Source organism: Acidovorax sp. 69 (assembly GCF_002797445.1).
Taxonomy (GTDB): Bacteria; Pseudomonadota; Gammaproteobacteria; order Burkholderiales; family Burkholderiaceae_C; genus Acidovorax.
In genome coordinates this window covers 3,589,710-3,612,758 of the sequence record NZ_PGEP01000001.1, presented here as the reverse complement: position 1 = coordinate 3,612,758, position 23,049 = coordinate 3,589,710, and the positions used below count along the sequence as shown (strand labels likewise).

Here is a 23,049-nt window from a genome sequence, read left to right as displayed (position 1 = left end):
CTGCAGGCGCTTGGACTTGAAACCGCCCTTATCTGGTAAGTGCATCCAGCTATCAAAATGATATTGACTGCACAGTGGGCCGAAGTGCTGCCCACTGTGTGGCGTTATCGGGTTCCTGGTCGTCGGGGGGTCAACCCGCCAGTGCTGCCTTGACGGCGGCGGACACCTGGCCCATGTCGGCCTTGCCGGCCAGGCGGGTTTTGACCACACCCATGACCTTGCCCATGTCGCCCGGGCCTGCTGCGCCCAGTTCGGCCACGATGGCTTTTACGGCGGCCAGGGTTTCGTCGGCCGACATGCGCTCGGGCAAGTAGGCCTGCAGCACCACGAGTTCCGATTTTTCCTTGTCGGCCAAGTCTTGGCGCGCTGCCTGCTCGAAGGCCGCGATGGAGTCCTTGCGCTGCTTGATCAACTTGTCCACGATGGCAACGACGGCCACGTCGTCCAGGACCACGCGCTCATCCACTTCTTTTTGCTTGAGTGCAGCCAGCAGCAGGCGGATGGTGCCCAGGCGCTCGCTGTCCTTGGCGCGCATGGCGGTCTTCATGTCTTCGGTGATCTGGTCCTTGAGGCTCATGGCGGCTTCCTTTTTTGGGTTTCAGACAGGGACGGAGGGTTTGCACAAAGCCCCTCTGGCTAGGCGCAGCGCCGCAGGCAGTAGTCTTGCTACGGCAAGGCGCTGCAACGACGCCAGAGGGGCTTTGTGCAGACCCGAAAAAACAAAAACCCGCGCTTGGCGTCCCTAGCGCGGGTTTTGGGACCCAAGCGAAAGGCTTGGGGCCGAAGATCAATCAATACATCTTCTTGGGCAGTTGCATGCTGCGAACGCGCTTGTAGTGGCGCTTCACGGCGGCCGCCTTCTTGCGCTTGCGTTCTGCGGTGGGCTTTTCGTAGAACTCGCGGGCGCGCAGGTCGGTCAGCAGGCCGAGCTTTTCAATGGTGCGCTTGAAGCGGCGCAGTGCAACGTCAAAGGGTTCGTTTTCTTTTACGCGGATCGTAGTCATTAGCTAATGGTTTCCAAAATGTTGCTCGCAGAGGGGCTTGGGGAGATCGGGCCTCAAGACCATACGTAGCGGTTTCCCCGTCTGTAACTAGTATTTGGCCGACGGGGCATTGCCAGCAAAGCCGGAGATTATAGCCTTTATAAAGCGGATGTGAAGTGCTTGTGGCGCTGCTTTGCAGCTTTACCCTTCTTTCGCTGCGCGGGAGGTCGACGTCGCCAGTGCAGCGGGACGGCCTTTGTGCGGCGGCACTTGCCTGGGTCGCGCCGGCTTTCAAGCCTGCAGTCCATTCCCAATGGGCGCCAAACCCTGTCTCTCTGGCAGGGAGGCCTGTGGAATGGCGTGGAAATTGCTTCCCGTTGTAACACTCATTTTCCACCAGCGGTGGGCTGCGCAGGTCATCCGCCCGTGCCAGCCTGCCGCCGCAGACACCATGGCATTCATGCACCGCGTATCGGGTTGGCTGGGCCGCCTCAGTGTGGGCCGCAAGCTCATGCTCATTTATCTGCTGGATCTGACGGCGGTGATCTACGTCTCCAGCATCCTGATCCACGAGAAGTACCTGGCCATCGATTTCACGCGCAAGGAGATCGTGGGCACCACCTATGCGGCGGTGGTGCGTGACGGCCTGATGGGCCAGTTTCTGGACGCCTCCCTGCAGCCCCCGCAGGTGGCTGAGGTGCTGAAGCGGCTTTCGGGCGTGCGGGTGGCCCATGACGAGCAATTGCACACCGCCGAGGTGGGCCAACGCTTTGGTGCTGCGCTGGAGGAGCTTGCGGGCAACGCGCCACCCGTCCCGTTGACGTCTGACGCGCCATCGCTGACCCGCCTGCGCAGCCAGCTGCTGCGCGAGGGGCGCGAGCTGCTGACCACCGTGGGGAACCAGTCCAACCTGATTCTCGACCCCGACCTGGACAGCTATTACGTGATGTCGCTGGTGGTGCTGCGCTTCCCCGAACTGCTGCAGGCCGTGCACGACACCGTGAGTTTTCTGAACGCAGCGCCTTCGGGCCGGGGGCCGCAGTGGTCGTCGGAGTTGCTCACGCTGGTGGGGCGGCTGGATGCAGTGATGCTGGGGATTGAGTCGGACTACAACCAGGCGTTCATCGCGGGTTCGCCAGAGATGCGGACTGCACTGGTTCGTCAACGCGAGGCGCTCAAGGCCTCGCAAGAGGGGTTTCAGGCGCTGCTGCAGGGCATTGCAGCCGGAGAGTCGCGCCTGACCATGGCCCAGGTCACCGCACAAGAGGCGCAGGTGCTGGGCGCGCTGCGCGATGCCTGGTCGGTGGGCATCGTGGACCTGGAGCGGCTTCTGAACCAGCGTGTGGACAGCCTGTTTGCCCGCATGTGGCTGCATTTGGGCACGGCACTGGTGCTGCTGGGCTGCATCCTGTCGCTGGTGACCCTGGTGGCACGGCAGATTGCCAAACCGCTACAGCAACTGGCCCGCGTGGCCGACGAGGTGCGCAAGAGTGGTGACCACACGCTGCGCGCGCACTGGAACAGCCGGGATGAGATTGGCCGGTTGGTGACCGCGTTCAACGAGATGTTGTCTCAGCTCGACCGCGATCGGCTGTTGCAGCAGGAGCTGGCCGCCAGCGCCCGCGCAGCCGAGGCGCAGCGTGAGCTGGTGGAGGCGTTCCCTATCCCCATGGTGGTCACATCCATCCCCGAACACGAGGTGTTGCATTCCAACGCGCCTGCCGCGCACTGGCTGGGGGGCCGCAAGACCGACCCTTGGGCTGCGGGGCTGGAGCCGGGCGTGCGTGCGCGTTTCTTTCAGCGCCTGGCCGACCAGGGCTCGGTCGATGAGTTTGAGGTGCGCTGGAAGGGCAGTCCCGAGCCCTCATGGGCCGTGCTGTCGGCGCGGCGCCTGCTGTTCCAGGGGCGCGACTCGGTGCTGACCGCCTTCACGCCCATCAATGTGCTCAAGGTCATGGAGCAGCGCCTGGAGCTGTGGGCCAAGGTGTTCGAGGCCTCGTCCGAGGGCATCATCATCATGAACGCCGACCAGCAGATCATCAGCGTGAACAAGGCGTTCTGCCGCAGCACGCACTACGACTTCTATGAGGTCATTGGCGAGGATCTGGGGTTTCTGCTGGAAGAAGCCGGTGGCGAGCCGTTGTCGGCCCAGATCAATCGCACCATGCTGGAAAAAGAGTCTTGGCAGGGCGAGGTGCGGTTTCGCCGCCGCTCGGGCGAGACCTACCCGGCCTGGCTCATGGTGTCGGCTGTGCGCGAGACCAAGGGCGGTCCGGTGGCCAACCACATCGGCATTGCCATCGACATCACCGACCGCAAGCGCAGCGAAGAGCGCATCCAGTTTCTGGCCCACCACGACGTGTTGACCGAGCTGCCCAACCGCTCGCTGTGCGTGCAGCGCCTGCAGATGGCGCTGGCCCAGGCCCCCATCACCGGCGAGAAGGTGGCTGTGCTGTTCATTGACCTGGACCGCTTCAAGTCCATCAACGATACCTTGGGCCACCACATTGGTGACGGCTTGCTGCGCTCGGTGGCAGCGCGCCTCACGCAGGCCGTGCGCAGCCGCGACACGGTGAGCCGCCTGGGCGGCGACGAGTTTGTGGTGGTGATGCGCGATGTGGCCGGGCGCGAGGATGTGCAGCAGCTGGTGGAGCGGCGCCTGATCCCGCTCATCCGTCAGAGTCACCCGGTGGAGGGGCACGAGCTGAATGTGTCGTGCAGCGTGGGCATCGCCGTGTACCCCGAGGACGGCAGCGACATCGACGAGCTGATGCGCCGTGCCGACGCGGCCATGTACGAGGCCAAGACCACGGGGCGCGACATGGCGCTGTTCTATTCGATGGAGACCGACCAGCGTGCCGTGGCGCGCCAGACCATGGAGCAGCAGTTGCGCCGCGCGCTGGAGCGCCAGGAGCTGAGCCTTCACTACCAGCCACGCCTGAGCGCCAAGGGAACGCAACTGCTGGGGGTCGAGGCGCTGCTGCGCTGGAACAGCCCGGTGCTGGGCTCCGTTCCGCCCAGTGAGTTCATTCCCATTGCCGAGGAAAGCGGCATGATCCGTGCCATTGGCAGCTGGGTGCTGCAGCAGGCCTGCGAGCAGTGGGCGCGCTGGCAGATGCTGCCGCTGGACGGCAGCCCCGACTATCACGCGGTGAGACATCCATTGGCTGATGTGTCGATCTCCGTCAACCTCTCGGCCGCACAAATGTCCGATCCGCAACTGGTGTCCGACATCGAGGCGCTGCTGGCCCGCACCGGCATGCCTGCGCACCGGTTGGAGCTGGAGATCACCGAATCCCAACTCATGGACAACGCCCATGCTGCCGAGCTGCAACTGGCAGCGCTCAAGCTGCTGGGCGTGCAGATGTCCATTGATGACTTTGGCACCGGGTATTCGAGCCTGGCCTACCTCAAACGCTTTGACATCGATCGGCTCAAGGTGGACAAATCCTTTGTGCACGACATGCTGAGCAACCCTGCCGACATGGCCATCACCCGCGCCATCATTGCCCTGGGCCATACGCTGGGCCTCAAGATCGTGGCCGAGGGCGTGGAAGACCTGGCCACGGCCCAGGTACTGAACGCGCTGGACTGCGAAGAGCTGCAGGGTTACTACTTCAGCCGCCCATTGCCCGTGGCCGAGCTGGAAATCTGGGCACTGCAGCACCGGGCCCTGTCAACAACGGGCCGGGAGGCCGCCATGGAGGTGTGAACGGCGAGGCGGCCGTCCCACGCCCACCCCGGAGCGGCCTCTACCCAGCCGATCCGGCCTGGGCCAATGCCAGCGCACACGCATGGGCGCTGGCCCAGGCCCACTGGAAGTTGTAACCCCCCAGCCAGCCTGTCACGTCCACCACTTCGCCGATGAAGTACAGGCCGGGTTGCGCCTTGCACTCCATGGTCTGTTGCGAGAGTGCCCGGGTGTCCACGCCGCCCAGCGTGACTTCGGCCTTCTTGTAGCCCTCGGTGCCGGTGGGTGTCAGCTCCCAGCGTGCCAGTTGTTCAGCCAGGCGTGCCAGGGCCTTGTCGCTGGCCTCGTTGATGGGGCGCTGCCAGTCGGCTTCGCGCTGGGCCCAGGCATCGGCCAGGCGGCCAGGCACCAGCGTCGCAATTTCGTTGGCGATCAGCTTGCGCGAGCGCATCTTGCCCTGCGCCAGCGCAGCGGGCAGGTCGACCGTGGGTGCGAGGTTGATGGCCAGCGGTGTTCCCTCCTGCCAGTAGCTGGAGATCTGCAACACCGCTGGTCCGGACAGGCCCCGGTGCGTGAACAGCAGGTCTTCGTCAAAGGCCATGCGCGACTTCTTGGCGCCGGTGCTGATCTGCACCGGAAGCGCCAGACCCGACAACTGCGCGTAGGGGGCCCAGCCCACTCCGTCAAAGGTCAGCGGCACCAGGCCCGGGCGGCGCTCGATGAGTGGAATGTTGAACTGCTGTGCCAGCCGGTAGCCAAAATCGGTGGCGCCAATCTTGGGGATCGACAGTCCTCCGGTAGCGATCACCAGCGAGTCTGCCGTTACCGGCCCGCGATCAGTATCAATTTGATAGCTGCCCTGGCATGATCCACCTGCGCTTGGGGCTGAAAAGCTTACTTTTTTAACGCCACAGGGTTGCCAGTGGGTCACGCCGCCGGCTTCGCACTCGGCCAGCAGCATGGCGATGATGTCTTCTGCCGAGCGGTCGGCAAACAACTGGCCCTTGTGCTTTTCGTGAAAGGCAATGCCGTGTTTTTGCACCAGGGCGATGAAGTCCGCCGGGGTGTAGCGCGACAGCGCCGAACGGCAAAACTGCGGGTTCTGCCCCACAAAATGCTTGTGGGGCGCGGCGGGGTCGAGGTCGCGGTTGGTGAAGTTGCAGCGCCCCCCGCCCGAGATGCGGATTTTTTCCGCCACCTTATCGGCGTGGTCGATAAGCAGCACCTTCAGGCCCCGCTGGCCCGCCTGGCCCGCGCAGAACAGGCCGGCGGCACCGGCGCCAATGATGACAACGTCGAAGGAGGAAGGAGACGGGAGGGGCGACACGGTGGGAAGGGCGGGGCGATGGCAGGGCCGCCATTGTCGCTGCTGGGCACAGGCCGCAGCCCCCGCCTGTGGCAACGGGCTATTGCCGGAACACCCCGCCCGAGCCCACCACGGCAATGTCCACGTAGTTGGAACCATGGTGGTTTTGCGCGCTGAACTGGTAGCCAAAGCCGCCCAGGTCCAGATTGCCCAGGCCCTCCATGGCCTGGGCCAGACTCATGCGTGTGACGCCTGGGCCGGCTGCGCGCAGGCCTTCGATGAGCACGCGGGCGTCCATGTAGCCGGTGTAGTGGTCGTAATCCACGGGCTTGTTGTAGCGCTTCATGGACGCCTGGAAGTCCCGCGTGAGCGCAATGGTGGGCTTGGTGGGGGAGGGGCCTGTGCGTGCCACGGCCAGGCCCCGTGCCTCGTCGCCCAGCGCCTGGAGCACGGCGGTGCCTGCGCCCAGCGACAGCGTGTAGATCGGTACGCCCAGGTGCGCGCGGTTGGCACGCACATAGGCCACCACCGACGGGCCTGCCGCCACCAGCAGCACGGCCTGGGGTTTCTGGGTGGCCAGGGCCTTGGCGGCCTCGTTGGCGTCTTCGCCCGACGAGGCCAGCGCGTGCGACCCGGCCAGCGTCGCGCCTTCCGCAGCGATGGTCTTTTCGACCAGCGGCAGCAGCAGCTTGCCAAAGTCGTTGTTCTCGAAGGCCACCGCAATGCGTGCGCTTTGCACGGCCACCAAGTTGCGCACGATCTTCACCAGCTCGTCGGCATAGCTGGCGCGCGTGGTGAACAGGTAGGGGTGCTGCTGCGCGCGAATGGCGGGGCTGCCCGTGTACACAGAGATCAAGGGCAGCTTGGCCTGCACCAGGTAGGGCAACAGTGTCATGACTTGCGAGGTGCCGGCCATGCCAAACAGCGCCAGCACGCCGTCTTTTTCATTCAGTTGCTTGGCGTTCTCCAGCGCGCGGCGTGCATCAAACCCATCGTCCAGTGAGACCAGCCGGATCTTGCGTCCGCCGATGCCGCCCTTGGCGTTGGCGTCCTCGATCGCGGCCTCCTGCCCCGCATGGATAGGGGATAGAAATGGCGCCATGCCGCCCGACAGCGCCGTCGAGCGGCCGATCAGGATGTCTCCCTTGCCCGCAGTGGGCTGCGCCCCGGCGGGCAGGCTGGCCAGTGCAGCCCCACCTGCCAGCGCCAGCATCAGACTGCGGCGGTGCGCCAGGGGAGGCCGCTGGCCGGTGGGTAAAACAAGGGGGGTCGTCATCAAGCAGCATCTCCTGGTAAGGGCCACCATGGCCACTCAGTGCGGCGATGGTAGGAGGGCTGCGGGCTACACACGCACCGGGTTTTTACCGGGGGCGCGTCAAGTGAGGGACACCCATCTATCGCTCTGCTTGGCTGCACCCGTCAACCCGTCCAAGGGGGCGCGGTAGCATGTGGCATTGACCTGTCGAGGAGTCTTGCCATGAATCCGATCCGCTATGCCGTTTGCGCCCTGGCGCTGGGCTGTCTGGCCCCGGCCTGGGCCATCAACAAATGCACGGACGCCAATGGCAAGGTGTCGTTCCAGGATGCACTCTGCGCGGGTGAGGGGGAGAAGATTGAAGTGCGGCCCTCCACCCGGGGCGCGACGCCTGTGCCGCCTGCCACCGCGCCTGTGGCGGAGGGCGCGTTTGGCCCGACCTGGCAGCGCAAGAACTATCTGCAGACCCAGGGCATCCCCCAGGCGCGCACGGCCATCGAGCGCAACCAGCGCGACTGCACGGCGCAGCCCAACACGGCGGCCACCGCAGGCCCGCTGCGGCGCGGCAATCTGCCATCCGGCAACCAGTTTGTGCAGGAGGGCGCAGAGAAGACCGCTGACGACAAGGCCGCGTGCGAGGCGCGGACCGAATCGCTGCGCGAGCAGTTGCGGGCGCTGGAGCGAGAGTTCGCTGACCTGTAACCCGAACCCTGCCGCGTCTGTTTGGCGGGTCACCCCTTCCAGGTGAACGGAAACTTGAACTGCTTGATAAACCCGTTGGGCACGTAGTCGCCCAGCACGCCGTAGTGCTCGGGCCAGAGCTTGGTGGTCTTCACGGCCGTGCCGAACAGGTAGTCGAGGAAGGCAAAGTGCGCGGCATAGTTCTTGTCCAGCGCCTCCTGGTCCTGGCTGTGGTGCCAGTGGTGGAAGTTGGGCGTGACCAGCACGTAGCGCAGGGGCCCCAGGCGCACGCTCACGTTGGCATGGTTGAACACGGCCTGGAAGCCCACGACCACGATGTAGGCATCGATCACCTCTTTGCTGAAACCGAAGACATAGATCGGGGCCAGCACCAGCGTGCGGGTGATCAGCAACTCCAGGATGTGCTGGCGTGACCCGGCCATCCAGTCCATGCTTTTGACGCTGTGGTGCACCGCGTGCAGGCGCCACAGCACCGGGACCTCGTGGTAGGCGCGGTGGGTCCAGTACTGCACCAGATCGGCCACCAGCACGATGAGGAACAGCGCCACCCAGAAGTTCAGCCCCTGCACCCAGCCGCGAATGCCATCGCTGGCCGCCCAGCCGAAGAACTTGTGCACGATGAGGTTGGTGGCCAGCAGCACGAAGCCCACCACCATGTGGTTCACGATGAAGTGGTGGAAGTCGGTTTGCCACTCGGCGCGAAACACAGGCTGGTTTTTGCGCAGCGCGAACAGCTTTTCAATGAAGATGAAGATCAGCGAGCTGCCCAGCAGATCGAGGATGAACCAGTCGAGGCCAATGTAGGGCGTGTTGTCGGGGAAGTTCGGGTTCACCTCCACCTTGTGGCCGCCCAGCAGTGCGGCGACGACCACGATGGCAAAGGCAAATGTGGCCAGCCAGCGCGCACGGTTGAACAGGATGTTGACCAGCGAGATGCCCCCGGCCACCGCCATGGCGGTCAGCATGATGGTGCGGATCACCGTCACGTCGTAGCTTTTGCGCAATTGCGGCGTGGTCAGGTACTCAGGGAAGTGAAAAGCCAGCACGCCCAGAAAGCACAGGATGGCCAGGGTGAGTGCAATGACGCCCGATACCAGCCCTTTGCCGGTGCGCAGCGCACCGTGGCTTTCGGTGAATTCGTTGAGTTTTTCTAGTTCGATCATGGGTTCCTCCTCTTGCCAGTGGCGTTGGCGCTGCGCGAGTGTAGCGAAGCTGCCACCCAGAGCGCGATGGGCTGCGTTTTGGTGTGTGGCAGCGCGCTGGCCTTCCTAAAATCGGTGCATGAACATCCCTTCACACCAACTGAGCATGACCGTGCTGATGTCGCCCGATATGGCCAATTTTTCGGGCAACGTGCATGGCGGCGCCATCCTCAAGCTGCTGGACCAGGTCGCATATTCGTGTGCCAGCCGCTATTCGGGCTGCTACACGGTGACGCTGAGCGTGGACCAGGTGATGTTCCTGCAGCCCATCCATGTGGGCGAGCTGGTGACTTTTCTGGCCAGCGTGAACTACACGGGCAGCTCCTCGATGGAGGTCGGTATCAAGGTGGTGGCCGAAGAGATCCGCTCGCAGGTGGTGCGGCATGTGAACAGCTGCTTTTTCACGATGGTGGCCGTGGACGAAGCGCGCAAGCCTGTGCAGGTGCCGCCGCTGTCGCCCTCCACGCCCGATGAGCGCCGCCGCTGGGACGCTGCCTTGTTGCGCAAATCGCTGCGCAAGGAGCTGGCAGTGCGGTTTCAGCAGGTACGGGAAACGGCGGGGCAGTAGCCGCCCCGCGTCGGGCATGGCGTTGTTACGCGGCGCCTCGGCTGCGCCCGGCCAGGGACACAGCCTGCAGCGACAGGCCGTCGATCTCGTTGGTGATGCCCGACAGCACATTGGCCACCACGGCAAACTCGCGCCCGTGTTGCCCAGCGCGCGCGGCCATCACCTGGGCATTGAAGCTGACCACCTTGGCCTCGCGCGCTACGGTCTGGATGGACTCCACGATGCCCGCCAGCTCCTTCATCAAGGTCTCGGACTGGGCCTTGCTCATCTGATCGAAGGCGGTGGTGGCCGTGTTGAGCGCTTCGAGCACACCGTCGGTGGACTCCACCAGCCGGGCCAGTGCGTCTTCCACACGCGGGCTCTGGCGTTCTGCCAGGTCCAGCGCGGTGCCCACCTGCTGCGCAAACAGGTCAATGGTGGCGCCCACTCCCGCAGGCCCCTGGTACACCTTGCGAATGGGCTCGGCACTTTTGGCATCCATGTGGCGCGGTGTATCGACAAGGCGTGCCTGGCTGTCGGTGAACAGTGCCAGTGAGCCGCGCGCGGCTTTCAGGTGCAGATCGCTGCCGCGCGCAGCCAGAACTGTTTGCAGCACCATGCGCTGCGACAGCATGCGCTGGCGCGCCGCCAGGTTGACCAGTGACATGCCGTTGTTGTCGCGGGAGGCTGCCGGTGCCGCAGAGGACTGCAAAGGCATGCTGGGAGCGCGTGCGGAGAGAGGGAAGGCTGCCATGGTGTTCCTTGTGCTGTTGCATTCAGATGCGGGTCGTCAAGCAATACCCGGGCCAGTGCGTATGTCGTGACGGCCCGGCACGGTGTGTGTTTGGTGCAAGGCGCAGCCCCACCCTGCGCGGTGCGCAGTGTGTTGTTACGGCTTGCGTGCGGGGGGCTCAGCCGGTGCGGCGAACCAGGGGTGGGGCTGCGGCGTCCTGTGATGCCAGTGCCACCCCGCGCACCACATCGCCCACCACGATCACCGAGGGGCTGGCCAGCCCTTCGCGGGCGATGGTCGCGTGCAGCGCGCCGAGCGTGGTGACCGCGTGGCGCTGGTGCGCAAGACTGGCGTGCTGGATGACCGCCACGGGGGTGTCGGCGGGCAGACCGGTGAGCAGTTCCTGCTCAATGGTGGAAGCGCCGCTCACACCCATGTAGATCACCAACGTGAGCTTGGCATCGCGGGCGGTGGCTGCCAACTGACGCCAGTCGGTGCCCGCATCGCCGGGCTTGGCATGGCCAGTAACGAAAACAACGCCATGTGCGTGTTCGCGGTGCGTGAGCGGGGCGCCCAGCGAGGTCAGGCCTGCCAGGCCTGCAGTAATGCCGTTGACGACAGTGACCGGCACACCCGCTGCGCGCAGGTGTTCCACTTCTTCGCCACCCCGGCCAAAGATGAACGGGTCGCCGCCCTTGAGGCGCACCACGTTCTCGCCTTCGTTCACCGCCATGAGCATCAGCTTTTCGATAAAGGCCTGGGGGGTGCTTTTGCAGCCACCGCGTTTGCCCACGTAAATGATGCGCGCCGTGGGCGATGCGTGCGCCACGATGGCATCGCTCACCAGGTCATCCACCAGCAGCACGGTGGCCGCCTGGATGGCCTTGAGCGCCTTGATGGTCAGCAGTTCCGGGTCGCCTGGGCCAGCGCCCACCAGCGTGCAGCTGCCGCCGGTGCCCAGATGGGGTGTGGAGGGTGGCAGCGGGGTCGTGGTGGGCTTAGGGCGGCTCATCGGGGTGTCTCCGAAACTGTTTGATCGGCAAGTCGCAAGATATGTTCCACCTGCCGCTCGATGGCGGGCGGAATGGGCAGCTCGCCCGCCAAGACGCTGCGTGTGTAGCGGGCCGTGGTGGCCACATCGATTTCGGCGGGCAGGCCGGGCACCTCGCTGGCAGTGCCGGGCTGCTGCGATTCCAGCACCTCGTGCGTGCCGTGCACAAAACCGTCGTAGCGGGGTGTGCGGCGGGGGTCGGTGGCGACCTCTCCCTCCAGCCCGCGCGAGAGCAATGCACTCATGCCCAGCGTGTGGAAGGTGGTCTGCAGCATCTCGAAGTACTCGGGGTGGGTGTAGGCCGTGACCACCACCGAGGGCCCCACGCACGGGTTCATCAGCTTGACCACGCTGTGCCCTGGGTTGCGCAGGCCCACCACCTCGCGCACGGCCAGCAGGCGTGCCAGGCCTGCGTGCAAGTGCTGGGTGTGAATGTGGCGCACGTCGCCATTTGCTATTTTTTCAGGAGCTGATAGCGCAGGTACATCAAGCGCTAGAAGCACATCCGATGCCAGAATACGGCGCGCCTCGGTGCGCATGCCATGCAGCAACACGGGAAGGCCTTCACGCGCCAGCAGCAGGGCCAGCAGCGGCGTCAACACGGGCAGCTTGCGCGCGCCGTTGTAGCTGGGCAGCACGATGAGCGGGCGGTCGGTGGCGGGTAGCAGGGCCAGGCGCTGGTGCGTCGCATCCAGAAACCCGCACATCTCCTCGGTGGTCTCGCCCTTGATGCGCATGGCCAGGCAAAACGCACCGATTTCCAGGTCGGTCACGCTGCCGTCCAGCACCTGGCCGAACAGATCAGTGGCCTGCTCTCGCGTCAGTGGCTTGGCGCCCCGGGGGCCGCGACCGATTTCCTTGATGTACTGGCTAATGCCCATGGTGGGATATGGCTCTTTGAAAAGGGGTTGGGTATTTTCCTGCAACCCAGAGAACTTTTGGTTATATGGTGGCCTGCGCCACAGGCCGGGACGCCAGCGGTCCGGTGGAGCGCACCATGCGTTTGAGTTCGGGCAGGCATGAGCCACAGTTGGTGCCACAGCGCAGCTTGCCCTGCAGTTGGGCCAGGCGGTCGTCATCGGTGCCGTGGCAGTGGGTCAGTTCGGCGGTGATGGCGGCGTCCGTCACGTTAAAGCAGGTGCACACCGATTTGCCGCGCGACTGCACCGCCACGGGCGCCTTGGCGCCGGGCACCAGCAACAGGCGGCCGTAGGTTTGGGCGGGCAGTTCTTCTTGCAGCAAGGTCTTGAGCCAGCCTTCGGCGCTGGTGTCGCCTGCCAGCACGATGCCTTCGAGCGTGGTGCTCTCGCCCCTGCGCATCAGGCGCGCCGCGCGGCGTTGGCCACGTTTTTTGTCGGCATAGCGCAGTGTGTCGGTGGTGGCCAGGCCCATCAGGGTTTCGATGCGCTCCACGGTGGTGTCGGGCGGTGCCTCGTGTGCGGCGGCGCGCAGTAACACCCCCACGCGCTCGCGCCCGGGTTCGTTCAAGGGTGTGTTGTTGCTGAAGGGCACACAACTGGCAAACGGGAACTGCACCATCAATGCAACCAGTGCCTCGCGGGTGGCCTGTGCGCTGTCGGTGGGCAGCCAGGCCATGGCCAGCAGCGTCCAGGGCAGTTCGGCCTTGAGCACCTTCACCGCCGCGTGCTTGAGCTCGGGCTGTTTGGACGTGGGGCAATACGCCGATGTGGTGAGCGCGTTCACGCCCGCCAGCCGCTCGCCGGTGGATGAGCAACCGCTCAGAAACTCACTGCCCCAGTGCATGGCCATGAAAGCCTGCGACAGGCCCACGGTGGTATCGCCCTGTACGGGCACCACGATGGTGCCGCGCTTGCTCGTCACGTAGACCAGATCACCGCTCTTCAGACCGCGCCGTTCCATGTCCTGCGGGTGCAGCTGCACGCTGGGCTCGGCGACATGGCCAAACAGGCGACCAAGCTGGCCGGTGCGGGTCATGCCGTGCCATTGGTCGCGCAGGCGGCCCGTGGTCAGGCTGAAGGGGTAGCGAGATTCGCGTTGTTCGGCCGTGGGCTGCCATGCGTGGGCTGCAAATCGGGCGCGGCCATCGGCGGTGGGGAAAACGCCGTCTTCGTACAGGCGGGCCTTGCCTGTCACTGCCCCGTCAGGCAGTGGCCATTGCTGCGGGCCTGCCAACTCGAGCATCTCCCATGACAGGCCGGTGATATCGAGGTCGCGCCCGCGCGTGCTTTCGCGGTGCTCGTTCCACACGGTTTCAGCGCCTTGGTCGGCGTGGTCGGTGGTGTAGGGGAACAGCGTGGGCTGGCCGGGGCGCAGGCGTGCCTCCAGTTGGTGCGCAAACTGCACCGCAATGGCCCAGTCGTGGCGTGCTTCGCCGGGTGCGGGCACGGCAGTGCGCACGCGGGAGATGCGGCGCTCGCTGTTGGTCACGGTGCCGGTTTTTTCGCCCCAGGTGGTGGCGGGCAGCAACAGGTCGGCGTACGCGCAGGTGGCGGCTGTGGCAAAGGCCTCCTGCACCACCACAAACTCTGCGCGCTCCAGGGCGCGGCGCACGGTGGCCTGGTCGGGCATGCTCTGCGCGGGGTTGGTGCAGGCAATCCACAGGGCCTTGATCTCGCCGTCGGCGGCGGCCTGGAACATTTCCACAGCGGTCTTGCCAGGCTGGGATGGCACATCGGCCACACCCCACAGCGCGGCCACTTCGGCGCGGTGCTGCGGGTTGGCCAGGTCGCGGTGGGCACTGAGCAAATTGGCCAGGCCGCCCACCTCGCGCCCGCCCATGGCGTTGGGCTGACCGGTCAGGCTGAAGGGGCCCGCGCCGGGCTTGCCGATCTGGCCCGTCGCCAGGTGCAGGTTGATGAGCGCGGCGTTTTTGGCGGTGCCGCTGCTGCTCTGGTTCAGACCCTGGCAGTACAGGCTGAGCGTGGCTTTCGACGTCGCGAACCATTGGGCGGCGGTGGTCAGGTCGGCCACCGAGATGCCGCACACCTGGGCCACGCGCTCGGGGGTGCAGTCGCGCACCAGTGCCTTGAGTTCATCGAAGCCCGTGGTGTGCGCGCCGATGTACTCGGCGTTGACCCAGCCCTCCCACAGCATCAGATGCAGCATGCCGTTGAACAGCATCACATCGCTGCCCGGCTGGATGGGCAAAAACAGGTCGGCCATGCCGGCCGTGTCGGTGCGGCGCGGGTCGGCCACGATGACCTTCATGCCCGGGTTGGCGGCGCGCGCATCTTCGATGCGGCGGAACAGGATGGGGTGCGCCCAGGCCGCGTTGCTGCCCACAATGAACAGGCACTGCGCGTGTTTCACGTCGTCGTAGCAGGCGGGTGGCGCATCGGCGCCCAGCGTCTGTTTGTAGCCCGCTACGGCGCTGCTCATGCACAGGCGCGAATTGGTGTCGATGTTGTTGGTGCCGATCAGGCCCTTGGCCAGCTTGTTGAAGACGTAGTAGTCCTCGGTGAGCAATTGGCCGCTGACGTAAAAACCCACGGCGTCGGGCCCGTGGGCCAGGATGGTGTCGGCAAATTTTTCGGTGGCCAGGCCCAAGGCGGCATCCCACGACAGTGATTGGGGCGTATCGCCCCGGTGCGCGCGGCGCAGGGGTTGCAGCAAGCGGGTCTGCAAGGTGATGGGGCTGCTGGCCGTCAGGTGCAGGGTCGAGCCCTTGGTGCACAGGCGGCCAAAGTTGGCGGGGTGGGTCGGGTCGCCACGCACGCCGGTGATCTGGGGGCCATCGCTTTCGATGATCACGCCGCAGCCTACGCCGCAGTAGGGGCAGGTGGATTTGGTTTCTTGCATGGCGATGGACGTGGTGTGTGGTCTTTTCGGGCGCTGGTGCTTGATTGGTAAGCGCCTTGTGCTTCTGTTTTTATAGCGTTTCAGTACGGGAGTGCGCGCCGGCGTTCACGCCGCAGCCACGCGCCGTGCCGGGCCTGCCATGGGCCGCGTCAGGTCGGTGGCCACCGTGGCCAGTTCGTGGGTGTCCAGATACACCGAGCCACCTTCCACCTTCACCGCAAACTTCGGCGTGCAGCCTTCGTCGGGCGCAGAAGCCTGTCCGTCACACAGCCCAATGGTCCAGTTGTGCATGGGGCAGGCGACCTGGGTGCCGAACACGATGCCCTGGCTCAGGGGGCCACCCTTGTGCGGGCAGCGGTCGAGCAGCGCAAACACACCACCGGCGTCGTTGCGGAACACTGCCACGTCCAGTCCCAGGGGGCGCGTCACGCGGCGCGAGCCCAGCACGGGGATGTCGTCCACGCGGCAGATCAGCTTCCATTCGGGGGCGGGGTGGTTTGTGCTCATGGCGGAATGTCCTTGGGGAATTTGGGTGGGGGTGCGTGAGGCGTGTGCGTTCGCGCCTTCAGGTGCCGAGCGCGGCGTACATGCTGGTCACGCGGTCCATGCTGGCCAGCAGGTTCTCACTGCTCACAAACACTTCAGACACCTGGCGGAAGGTGTTGCTCGCGGTGCCCAGGCGCTGCAGTGCTGCATCGAAAAAGACCCATTGGCCATCGGCCAGCAGCAGCTCTTGGCGGATGCGCGCGTTGGCCTGGGGGGCGTTGCGCAGCAGCTCTGTGGCGCTCAGGAATTCGTCACGGGCTTTGGCGATCTCGGTCGTGGCAGCGGCGGTGTCTACCGAGAGCATGGCAGACAGGCAGAACTTGGCCATGCGCTGGCTCAGCATGCGCTGGCGCCCTGCGATGTTCACCAGGTGCCCCACGGGCTTGCCTTGGGCCGCTTCGTACTGCACCGTGCCCTGGTGGGCCAGGGCCAACACCTTGGCGTCTGCCTGCAGCAAAGCGGCCACGCCATCGCGTGAAGGCGTGGTGCCCATCAGCGTGGTTTTGTGGTCGGCCCAGGCGCCTTCCAGTTTCACATAGGTGTCACGGATGGTGGACGATGGCGCGTAGGCCTTGAGTTCACCCAGCTGCCGTTCGAACAGTGCCAGGGACTGGTCCAGCACGGTGCGGGCCGCCGGGGTGTCGGCCTTGTGGGCCAGTGCCAGCCAGGCCTTGCCCATGCGCTGGCTCAGCATGCGCTGGCGCCCGGCTTTGTTGATGGCGTCGTTCAGGTCGGAGATCTCGGCATGGGCCGAGCCTGCGGGCATGAGCAGGCCCAGGGCGCCCCACGCGGTGGTGCAGCTTGTGGCGGTCAGAAAGGTGCGGCGATGCATGTGGTGGCTCCGGTGGGTTTCAGGCGCCCAAGGGCACAAACTGGCGCGTGTCCACGGCGGCCTTGTCAAACTCGAACCAGGGGTCGGGCTCGCCATCCAGTGCAAACTGCAGCTGCTCCCACAGCGCCTTGCGGCCCTCGGCGTCTTCGAGAATGCGCTTTTTCACATAGTCCAGACCCACGCGGTCAACGTAGTGCACGGTGCGCTCCAGGTACCAGCCCTCCTGGCGGTACAGCTCGCAGAATGCGCCGGTGTACTCCAGCACTTCCTCGGCGGTTTTCAGCTTGGTGAAGAAGTGGGCCACCTCGGTCTTGATGCCGCCGTTGCCCGCCACGTACATCTCCCAGCCGCTGTCCACACCGATGATGCCCACGTCCTTGATGCCTGCTTCGGCACAGTTGCGCGGGCAGCCGCTCACGGCAAACTTGACTTTGTGCGGGGCGTACATGCGCCACATGGCGCGCTCCAGGTCCTTGCCCATCTGCGTGCTGTCTTGTGTGCCCATGCGGCACCACTCGCTGCCCACGCAGGTTTTGACGGTGCGCAGCGCCTTGGCGTAGGCGTGGCCGCTGGGCATGCCAATGTCTTTCCACACGTTGACCAGGTCTTCCTTTTTCACGCCCAGCAAATCGATGCGCTGGCCGCCCGTGACCTTGACGGTGGGAATCTTGTATTTGTCCACAGCGTCGGCAATGCGGCGCAGCTCGTCGGCCGTGGTCTCGCCGCCCCACATGCGGGGAATCACGCTGTAGGTGCCGTCTTTCTGGATGTTGGCGTGGCTGCGCTCGTTGATGGCGCGGCTTTGTGGGTCGTCCTTGGCGTCCTTGGGCCAGGTGCTGATGAGGTAGTAGTTGACGGCCGGGCGGCAGGTGGCGCAGCCGTTGGGCGTCTTCCATTCCATGAACTTGAACACGTCGGCAATGCTCAGCAGCTTGCTGCTGCGGATCGCGTCGCGCACGGCCTGGTGGCCGTGGTCGGTGCAGCCACACATGGCCTTGGTTTTGGGCGTGGCGGAATAGTCACCACCGGCCGTGAACATGATGATCTGCTCCACCAGCCCGGTGCATGATCCGCAGCTCGCGCTGGCCTTGGTGTGTTTGCGCACTTCGTCGAGCGTGAACAAACCCTTGTCCTTGATGGCTTTGCAGATCGCGCCCTTGGTCACGCCGTTGCAGCCGCAGACCTCGTCGGTGTCGGCCATGGCGGCGGCCTTGCTCTGGCCCTGGTGGCCGGTATCGCCCAGGTGCGATTCGCCAAACATGAGCTTGTCGCGCAGGTCGGTCACGCTGCGGCCGTCGCGCAGCAGCTTGAAGTACCAGCTGCCGTCCACCGTGTCGCCATACAGGCAGGCGCCCACAAGCTTGTCGTCCTTGAGCACCAGCTTTTTGTACACACCGCCGAAGGGGTCGCTCATCACGATTTCTTCGGTGCCCTCGCCGCCCTGGAAGTCGCCGGCCGAGAACAGGTCGATGCCCGTGACCTTGAGCTTGGTGGACGTGAGCGAGCCCTGGTAGCGGCCGATGCCGAACTCGGCCAGGTGGTTGGCCAGCACCTTGCCCTGCTCAAACAGCGGAGCCACCAGACCATAGGCTATGCCCCGGTGTGCGGCGCATTCGCCCACGGCGTAGATGCGGGCGTCGGTGGTGGTTTGCAGCGTGTCGCTCACCACAATGCCGCGGTTCACGTGCAGGCGCATTTTTTCGGCCAGGGCGGTGTTGGGGCGGATGCCCACGGCCATCACCACCAGGTCGGCGGGGACCTCGGTTCCATCCTTGAATTTGACGCTGGCCACACGGCCTTCGGCGTTGCCGACCAGCTCCTGGGTCTGCGCACCCATCAGGAACTTCATGCCACGCTCCTGCAGCGACTTCTCCAGCATCTTGCCGGCTACATCGTCGAGTTGGCGCTCCATCAGCCAGTCGCCCACATGCACTACGGTGACCTGCATGCCGCGTTTCATGAGGCCGTTGGCGGCCTCCAGACCCAGCAGGCCGCCGCCGATGACCACGGCGTGTTGGTAGGTGGCGGCCGCGTCGATCATGGCCTGCGTGTCGGCAATGTCGCGGTAGGCCAGCACGCCCTTGAGGTCCTTGCCGGGAATGGGCAGGATGAACGGGTTGGAGCCCGTGGCGATGATGAGGCGGTCGTACTCGGCAGTGATCACGTCACCCGCTGCGCCGGTGGCCGTGACCACGCGGCGCACGCGGTCGACTTCGGTCACCGTGAAGCCGGTGTGCAAGGTGATGTGGTTGTCTGCGTACCAGGACCAGTCGTTGAGAATGATCTCGTCGATGGTCTGCTCGCCCGCCAGCACGGGCGACAGCAGAATGCGGTTGTAGTTGGGGTGGGGCTCGGCGCCGAACACCGTGATGTCATACAGATCGGGAGCAATCTTGAGCAACTCTTCCAGCGTGCGCACACCGGCCATGCCGTTCCCCACCATCACCAGTTTGAGCTTTTTCATCGTGACTCCGTCGGTTCGATCGCCTGGGCGATTCGCAAAACAAAAAAGGCGTCCACACGATGCTGCTCCGAGGTCTCGAAACCGCATGTGGGGACGCCTTCGTCCTTACAACTCCTCAGTGCGCCGTTGCACGGGTGAATTGCGTGACCCTGCCGGGTCGTTGCCCTTGTTAAGCAATGCCCGTGCCAGAGTAGGCGCACTGATCTGGGTTGCCCAGTGCGCTGGTCCGAAGGGGTGGGCTACCGAGGGCACGCTGGTGGGTGATGGCATCCACGCGGGGCCGACAGACATGCGCTGGCATGCACCACCTTGGGCACAGAACCTGCATGGAGCTGGTGCATGAGCTTTGAACTGGATGTCGGTCAGGCCTCGCAGGCAGGGCGCAAGGACGTGAATGAAGACTTCGCTGCGCTCGCGGTGGGGCAAGGGCGTGATCGTGAGCGCGGCGCCATCGCCGCGATTGCCGATGGCGTGAGCACGGGCGGCAAGGGGCGCGAGGCCGCGCAGACCACCGTGAACACCTTGATGGGCGATTACTTTGCAACCCCTGAGACCTGGGACACCACGGTGGCGCTGGATCGCATCCTGAGCGCACACAACGGCTGGCTGGCCTCCATGAACCGGCGTCGTCAGCCGGCCGTGGGTCTTACCACGCTCACCGCCTTGGTATTGCGCGGCCAGTCGTACACGCTGGCCCATGTGGGCGACACGCGTGCCTACCTGCTGCGGGGGGGGCGCCTGCAACTGCTGACAGCCGACCATGTGATGGCGCAGCGGGATTTTGCGCACCAGCTCACCCGTGCCATGGGACTCGACGACCATGTGGTGGTGGACTACAGCCAGGGTGAGCTGCACAGTGGTGACCTGTTCGTGCTGCTGTCCGACGGTGTGCATGGCAGCCTGCCCGAGCGCGAACTGCGGCAGCTGCTGCGCCAGGCAGACGTGGCGGCCCAGGCGCTCAGCGATGAGCTGGTGCAGGCCGCGCTGCGCCGGGGCAGCAGCGACAACGTGACGGCGTTGGTGGTGCGTGTGCAGGGCGCGCTGGAGGCCACGCTGCAGGATGAATCCCGCCGAGCGCAGGACCTGCCCGTGCTGCCGCTCTTGAGAGTGGGCGACACGGTGGACGACCTCACGGTCACGGCCCTGGTGGCCGACAGTGGCATTCACCGCATCTACCAGGTGCGTGATCCCGTCACGCAGCGGTTGTACGCCCTCAAGACCCTGCTGCCCTCGCGCGCCCATGACACCGAGGAGCGCGCCACCCTGGCGCATGAGGCCTGGGTGGCGCGGCGCATGCAGTCGGGCCAGGCCGTCACGCACCTGGCATGGCTCAACGACTGGCCGGCGGGGCTGGGCAGCACCGGCCAGGGCGCCAGCGCGTTCTACCTGCTGTATGACTGGCATGCGGGCGACACGCTGGGCCAGCGCCTGCGCCGCCGCGAGTACCTGGGCGTGGCCCAGGCCCTGTCGGTCACGGTGCAGGCGGTTCGCGTGCTGGGCTGGCTGCACCGCCAGGGGGTGGTGCACCGGGACATCAAGCCCGACAACCTGCACCTGGGCGACGACGGGGTGCTGCGTGTGCTGGACCTGGGTGTGGCCCTCTCGGGACGCGAGCCCGAGGCCACACGCCAGTTGCACGCAGGCACACCCAGCTACATGAACCCCGAGCAATGGCCGGGCTACGAAAAAAGCGGTGACACCGAGGGGCAGTTGCCCGACGCGCGCAGCGATTTGTTTGCACTGGGTGTCACGCTCTACCAGTTGCTGAGCCACGGGCGCTTGCCCTATGGCGAGGTGGTGCCCTACCAACTGGGCCGCTACCACCGCGACCCGGTGGCCCCGAGCCGCCACAACCCGGGCGTGCCGATCTGGCTCGACCAGATCGCCCTGAAGGCCGTGGCCCGCAACCGCACGCAGCGCTTCGAGACGGCCGAGGAACTGCTGCTGGCGCTGGAGCGTGGCGCTTCACGCCCCTTGTCTGCCCCTGGCCCGCAACCGCTGATGCAGCGCGACGCCACGGCACTGTGGAAGATCGCGCTGGCTGTGAGCGTGTTGGTGAATCTGCTGCTGGTTTACTGGCTGCTGTTTTTGCCCCGGTGAGTGAAAGGGAAAAAGTGATGTGCTACTAAAATAATAGCTGTCAGCGCTTTTCGCACAAGCGCTACAGCCTGTTTTTGCTTGAACATCATGGGTGTGGGCTTGGCGCCTTGGCTGCAGCGCCGTTCACGCGCTGCGCGCACGGCGTCCTTTTGGCGAAAGTGTGGGCAATGCTGCGCATTGGCTGGCTATCGCCAGCTCAGGCACTGCGTGCCCGGCTTCCCTTTTGGCGAAAGTTCGGCATGCGCTGCGCGCTTACGTGCTGGCGCACGTCATGCGCTGCGCGCTTACGTGCTGGCGCACGTCATGCGCTGCGCGCTTACGTGCTGGCGCACGTCATGCGCTGCGCGCACGGCCGCCCTTTTCCGCCCACGTTCTTGTCCAGCGGATTTGCATCACACGCAGCAGCACCAGCATGGCGGCGGCGCACACGGCGATACCCACAAAGCCCCACAGGTAGGTGCCGGTGTATTGGCGAGAGATGCCCATGCCATTGGGAATGAGGCCACCACCGAGCGCGCCAATCTCGCCGATCATCGATCCCGCCACCGCAGTGGTCAGCGGCCAGCGCAGGGGCACCAGCTGGAACAGTGCGCCGTTGCCTGCGCCCAGGGCTGCGAAACACACCAGGAACAGCAGCATGGTGATGGGCAGCGAGTTTTCGGCCAGTCCACACAAGACCATGCTGACGGCTGTGATGGCCAACACGCCGGTCAGTGTGTTGACGCCGCCCCAGTGGTCCGACAGCCAGCCGCCGAAAACACGCAGGGCGGCGCCCAAAAACGCCGCCATCATGGTCAGTTGCCCCGCCTGCACTTTGCTCACGTTGAACTGGTCATAAAAGTAGCTGGGCAGGAAGGTGGTGAGGCCAATGAAGCCACCGAAGGTCACGGCGTAGATCAGGCTGAAGGCCCAGCCGTCTTTCTCGAACAGGCAGGCAATGTGATCACGGAAACTTGAATGGGCTGCCAGGTCGGGTGGCTCTTTGGCGTACACCGCCATCACGATGGCGGGTATTGCTACGCTCACGGCGGCAAAACCATACACGGCCTGCCAGCCGAACTTCTGGGCCAGAGCAGGGGCCAGCAAGGCGGCCACGGCCGTGCCCACGTTGCCCGCACCCACGATGCCCATGGCCAGGCCCTTGTAGCGTGGAGGGAACGAACCCGAGCCCAGCGACAGTGCCACACCAAAGCTGGCCCCTGCCACCCCGAGCAGGATGCCCATGGCCAGCAGGTCGTTGTAGGTGTGCACGAACAGGTAGCCATAACCCATGGCGACAAAGATGCCCGCCATTTCGACCAGCGTGGCGCGCTTGCGGCCGATGTACTGCGCCAGGATGCCCAGCGGAAACCGCATCAGCGCGCCCGCAAAAATGGGGATGGACAGCATCATCCCCATCTGTGTGGGCGTGAGCTGGAAGCTGTCCCGGATGAACGGCGCCATCGCACCGTTGATGACCCAGACAGCGCACGAGAAGCCGAAATACAGAAAGGACGACCACAGCGTGGGCGCGTGGCCGGACTTGAGGAATTCTCGGAAGTGAAGCATGGGTTATCGCACTAAAAAAGGGGCGGCGTTCTCTCACCACAGCCGGCCAGAAAACAAAAAAGGCGCCCACACAATGCGGGTTCGATGGTTCGAAACCGCATGTGGGGACGCCTTCGTCCTCGCATTCCTCGGGTGCGCCATTGCACCTGGGCATACATGGCCCCGTGGGCCGTTGTTCCAGTGCATGCAATGTGTGTGCCAGTTTGACTGCACCAAGAAGGGGCGTGCATCCGGCGGCGACGTTTGCGCCAGGCTCTTTGGTGTGGGTTCCTGGGTGGTGCTGACCACTGGCAGGCGGCGGGTGGCAGG

At 65.1% G+C, this 23,049-nt stretch carries 17 protein-coding genes; 4 read left to right on the top strand and 13 right to left on the bottom strand.

The annotated features are described in order from the left end of the window. Positions 1-130 precede the first annotated feature (130 nt). Both CLU85_RS16560 and rpsU read right to left on the bottom strand, forming a co-directional pair. On the bottom strand, positions 131-577 hold the full coding sequence (locus CLU85_RS16560; protein WP_100411220.1) for a GatB/YqeY domain-containing protein: 447 nt from the start codon (positions 575-577) through the stop codon (positions 131-133). A gap of 214 nt (positions 578-791) precedes the next feature. Continuing rightward, the gene (rpsU, locus tag CLU85_RS16555; RefSeq protein WP_005799779.1) at positions 792-1,004 is read right to left on the bottom strand and encodes a 30S ribosomal protein S21; all 213 of its coding nucleotides are present in this window, start codon (positions 1,002-1,004) and stop codon (positions 792-794) included. A 430-nt stretch (positions 1,005-1,434) separates the two neighbouring features. Here rpsU and CLU85_RS16550 point away from each other — a divergent pair, with 430 nt between their 5' ends. Next, entirely contained in the window at positions 1,435-4,695 is a 3,261-nt protein-coding gene (locus CLU85_RS16550) for an EAL domain-containing protein (protein WP_100411219.1), read from the top strand. A 40-nt stretch (positions 4,696-4,735) separates the two neighbouring features. On the opposite strand, the gene CLU85_RS16545 is transcribed toward CLU85_RS16550, so the two are convergent. Together CLU85_RS16545 and CLU85_RS16540 are read right to left on the bottom strand one after the other, a co-directional pair. Then, complete coding sequence (locus CLU85_RS16545) at positions 4,736-6,001, bottom strand: NAD(P)/FAD-dependent oxidoreductase (protein ID WP_100411218.1); 1,266 nt, start codon at positions 5,999-6,001, stop codon at positions 4,736-4,738. 79 nt (positions 6,002-6,080) lie between these two features. Beyond that, positions 6,081-7,256, bottom strand: coding sequence for an ABC transporter substrate-binding protein (locus CLU85_RS16540; protein ID WP_100411217.1), 1,176 nt, complete (start codon positions 7,254-7,256; stop codon positions 6,081-6,083). A gap of 201 nt (positions 7,257-7,457) precedes the next feature. On the opposite strand from CLU85_RS16540, the gene CLU85_RS16535 reads away from it, so the two are divergent. Continuing rightward, a complete protein-coding gene (locus CLU85_RS16535) occupies positions 7,458-7,937 on the top strand; it encodes a DUF4124 domain-containing protein (RefSeq protein WP_100411216.1) in 480 nt (159 codons plus the stop codon). Between the two features lie 29 nt (positions 7,938-7,966). On the opposite strand, the gene CLU85_RS16530 is transcribed toward CLU85_RS16535, so the two are convergent. Next, the gene (locus CLU85_RS16530) at positions 7,967-9,100 is read right to left on the bottom strand and encodes a sterol desaturase family protein (RefSeq protein WP_100411215.1); all 1,134 of its coding nucleotides are present in this window, start codon (positions 9,098-9,100) and stop codon (positions 7,967-7,969) included. A gap of 118 nt (positions 9,101-9,218) precedes the next feature. On the opposite strand from CLU85_RS16530, the gene CLU85_RS16525 reads away from it, so the two are divergent. Then, complete coding sequence (locus CLU85_RS16525) at positions 9,219-9,707, top strand: acyl-CoA thioesterase (protein WP_100411214.1); 489 nt, start codon at positions 9,219-9,221, stop codon at positions 9,705-9,707. Positions 9,708-9,732: 25 nt separating this feature from the next. Here CLU85_RS16525 and CLU85_RS16520 read toward each other — a convergent pair whose 3' ends face one another. The 7 genes from CLU85_RS16520 to nirB all read right to left on the bottom strand — a co-directional run bounded on the left by CLU85_RS16520 (position 9,733) and on the right by nirB (position 19,092). After that, on the bottom strand, positions 9,733-10,440 hold the full coding sequence (locus tag CLU85_RS16520) for a type IV pili methyl-accepting chemotaxis transducer N-terminal domain-containing protein (protein ID WP_100411213.1): 708 nt from the start codon (positions 10,438-10,440) through the stop codon (positions 9,733-9,735). Between the two features lie 157 nt (positions 10,441-10,597). Next, entirely contained in the window at positions 10,598-11,431 is an 834-nt protein-coding gene (gene cobA / locus CLU85_RS16515; protein ID WP_232727848.1) for a uroporphyrinogen-III C-methyltransferase, read from the bottom strand. Beyond that, positions 11,428-12,351, bottom strand: coding sequence for a DNA-binding protein YbiB (gene ybiB, locus CLU85_RS16510; protein WP_100411212.1), 924 nt, complete (start codon positions 12,349-12,351; stop codon positions 11,428-11,430). The genes cobA and ybiB overlap by 4 nt, the downstream gene beginning before the upstream one ends. A 61-nt stretch (positions 12,352-12,412) precedes the next feature. After that, positions 12,413-15,250: a nitrate reductase gene (locus CLU85_RS16505; RefSeq protein ID WP_100411211.1), complete on the bottom strand. Its 2,838-nt coding sequence runs from the start codon at positions 15,248-15,250 to the stop codon at positions 12,413-12,415. 105 nt (positions 15,251-15,355) lie between these two features. Beyond that, on the bottom strand, positions 15,356-15,757 hold the full coding sequence (gene nirD / locus CLU85_RS16500; protein WP_100411210.1) for a nitrite reductase small subunit NirD: 402 nt from the start codon (positions 15,755-15,757) through the stop codon (positions 15,356-15,358). 58 nt (positions 15,758-15,815) lie between these two features. Beyond that, positions 15,816-16,628: a type IV pili methyl-accepting chemotaxis transducer N-terminal domain-containing protein gene (locus tag CLU85_RS16495; RefSeq protein ID WP_100411209.1), complete on the bottom strand. Its 813-nt coding sequence runs from the start codon at positions 16,626-16,628 to the stop codon at positions 15,816-15,818. A 19-nt stretch (positions 16,629-16,647) separates the two neighbouring features. Then, positions 16,648-19,092 carry a nitrite reductase large subunit NirB gene (nirB, locus tag CLU85_RS16490; protein WP_100411208.1) on the bottom strand — a complete coding sequence of 815 codons (2,445 nt, stop codon included), beginning with the start codon at positions 19,090-19,092 and terminating at the stop codon, positions 16,648-16,650. Between the two features lie 339 nt (positions 19,093-19,431). Here nirB and CLU85_RS16485 point away from each other — a divergent pair, with 339 nt between their 5' ends. Further along, positions 19,432-21,192 carry a bifunctional protein-serine/threonine kinase/phosphatase gene (locus CLU85_RS16485; protein WP_100411207.1) on the top strand — a complete coding sequence of 587 codons (1,761 nt, stop codon included), beginning with the start codon at positions 19,432-19,434 and terminating at the stop codon, positions 21,190-21,192. Positions 21,193-21,525: 333 nt separating this feature from the next. On the opposite strand, the gene CLU85_RS16480 is transcribed toward CLU85_RS16485, so the two are convergent. Then, positions 21,526-22,740 (bottom strand): nitrate/nitrite transporter, encoded by a 1,215-nt coding sequence (locus tag CLU85_RS16480; protein ID WP_100411206.1) that lies wholly within the window; start codon positions 22,738-22,740, stop codon positions 21,526-21,528. Positions 22,741-23,049: the final 309 nt, after the last annotated feature.

Bases quoted from the DNA above. Each gene is read 5' to 3' on its own strand.
- nirD (WP_100411210.1), bottom strand. From the start codon at position 15,757: ATGAGCACAAACCACCCCGCCCCCGAATGGAAGCTGATCTGCCGCGTG.
- CLU85_RS16540 (WP_100411217.1), bottom strand. From the start codon at position 7,256: ATGACGACCCCCCTTGTTTTACCCACCGGCCAGCGGCCTCCCCTGGCG.
- CLU85_RS16485 (WP_100411207.1), top strand. From the start codon at position 19,432: ATGAGCTTTGAACTGGATGTCGGTCAGGCCTCGCAGGCAGGGCGCAAG.
- CLU85_RS16560 (WP_100411220.1), bottom strand. From the start codon at position 577: ATGAGCCTCAAGGACCAGATCACCGAAGACATGAAGACCGCCATGCGC.
- CLU85_RS16530 (WP_100411215.1), bottom strand. From the start codon at position 9,100: ATGATCGAACTAGAAAAACTCAACGAATTCACCGAAAGCCACGGTGCG.
- nirB (WP_100411208.1), bottom strand. From the start codon at position 19,092: ATGAAAAAGCTCAAACTGGTGATGGTGGGGAACGGCATGGCCGGTGTG.
- CLU85_RS16495 (WP_100411209.1), bottom strand. From the start codon at position 16,628: ATGCATCGCCGCACCTTTCTGACCGCCACAAGCTGCACCACCGCGTGG.
- ybiB (WP_100411212.1), bottom strand. From the start codon at position 12,351: ATGGGCATTAGCCAGTACATCAAGGAAATCGGTCGCGGCCCCCGGGGC.
- CLU85_RS16535 (WP_100411216.1), top strand. From the start codon at position 7,458: ATGAATCCGATCCGCTATGCCGTTTGCGCCCTGGCGCTGGGCTGTCTG.
- CLU85_RS16520 (WP_100411213.1), bottom strand. From the start codon at position 10,440: ATGGCAGCCTTCCCTCTCTCCGCACGCGCTCCCAGCATGCCTTTGCAG.
- CLU85_RS16505 (WP_100411211.1), bottom strand. From the start codon at position 15,250: ATGCAAGAAACCAAATCCACCTGCCCCTACTGCGGCGTAGGCTGCGGC.
- CLU85_RS16480 (WP_100411206.1), bottom strand. From the start codon at position 22,740: ATGCTTCACTTCCGAGAATTCCTCAAGTCCGGCCACGCGCCCACGCTG.
- CLU85_RS16550 (WP_100411219.1), top strand. From the start codon at position 1,435: ATGGCATTCATGCACCGCGTATCGGGTTGGCTGGGCCGCCTCAGTGTG.
- cobA (WP_232727848.1), bottom strand. From the start codon at position 11,431: ATGAGCCGCCCTAAGCCCACCACGACCCCGCTGCCACCCTCCACACCC.
- rpsU (WP_005799779.1), bottom strand. From the start codon at position 1,004: ATGACTACGATCCGCGTAAAAGAAAACGAACCCTTTGACGTTGCACTG.
- CLU85_RS16525 (WP_100411214.1), top strand. From the start codon at position 9,219: ATGAACATCCCTTCACACCAACTGAGCATGACCGTGCTGATGTCGCCC.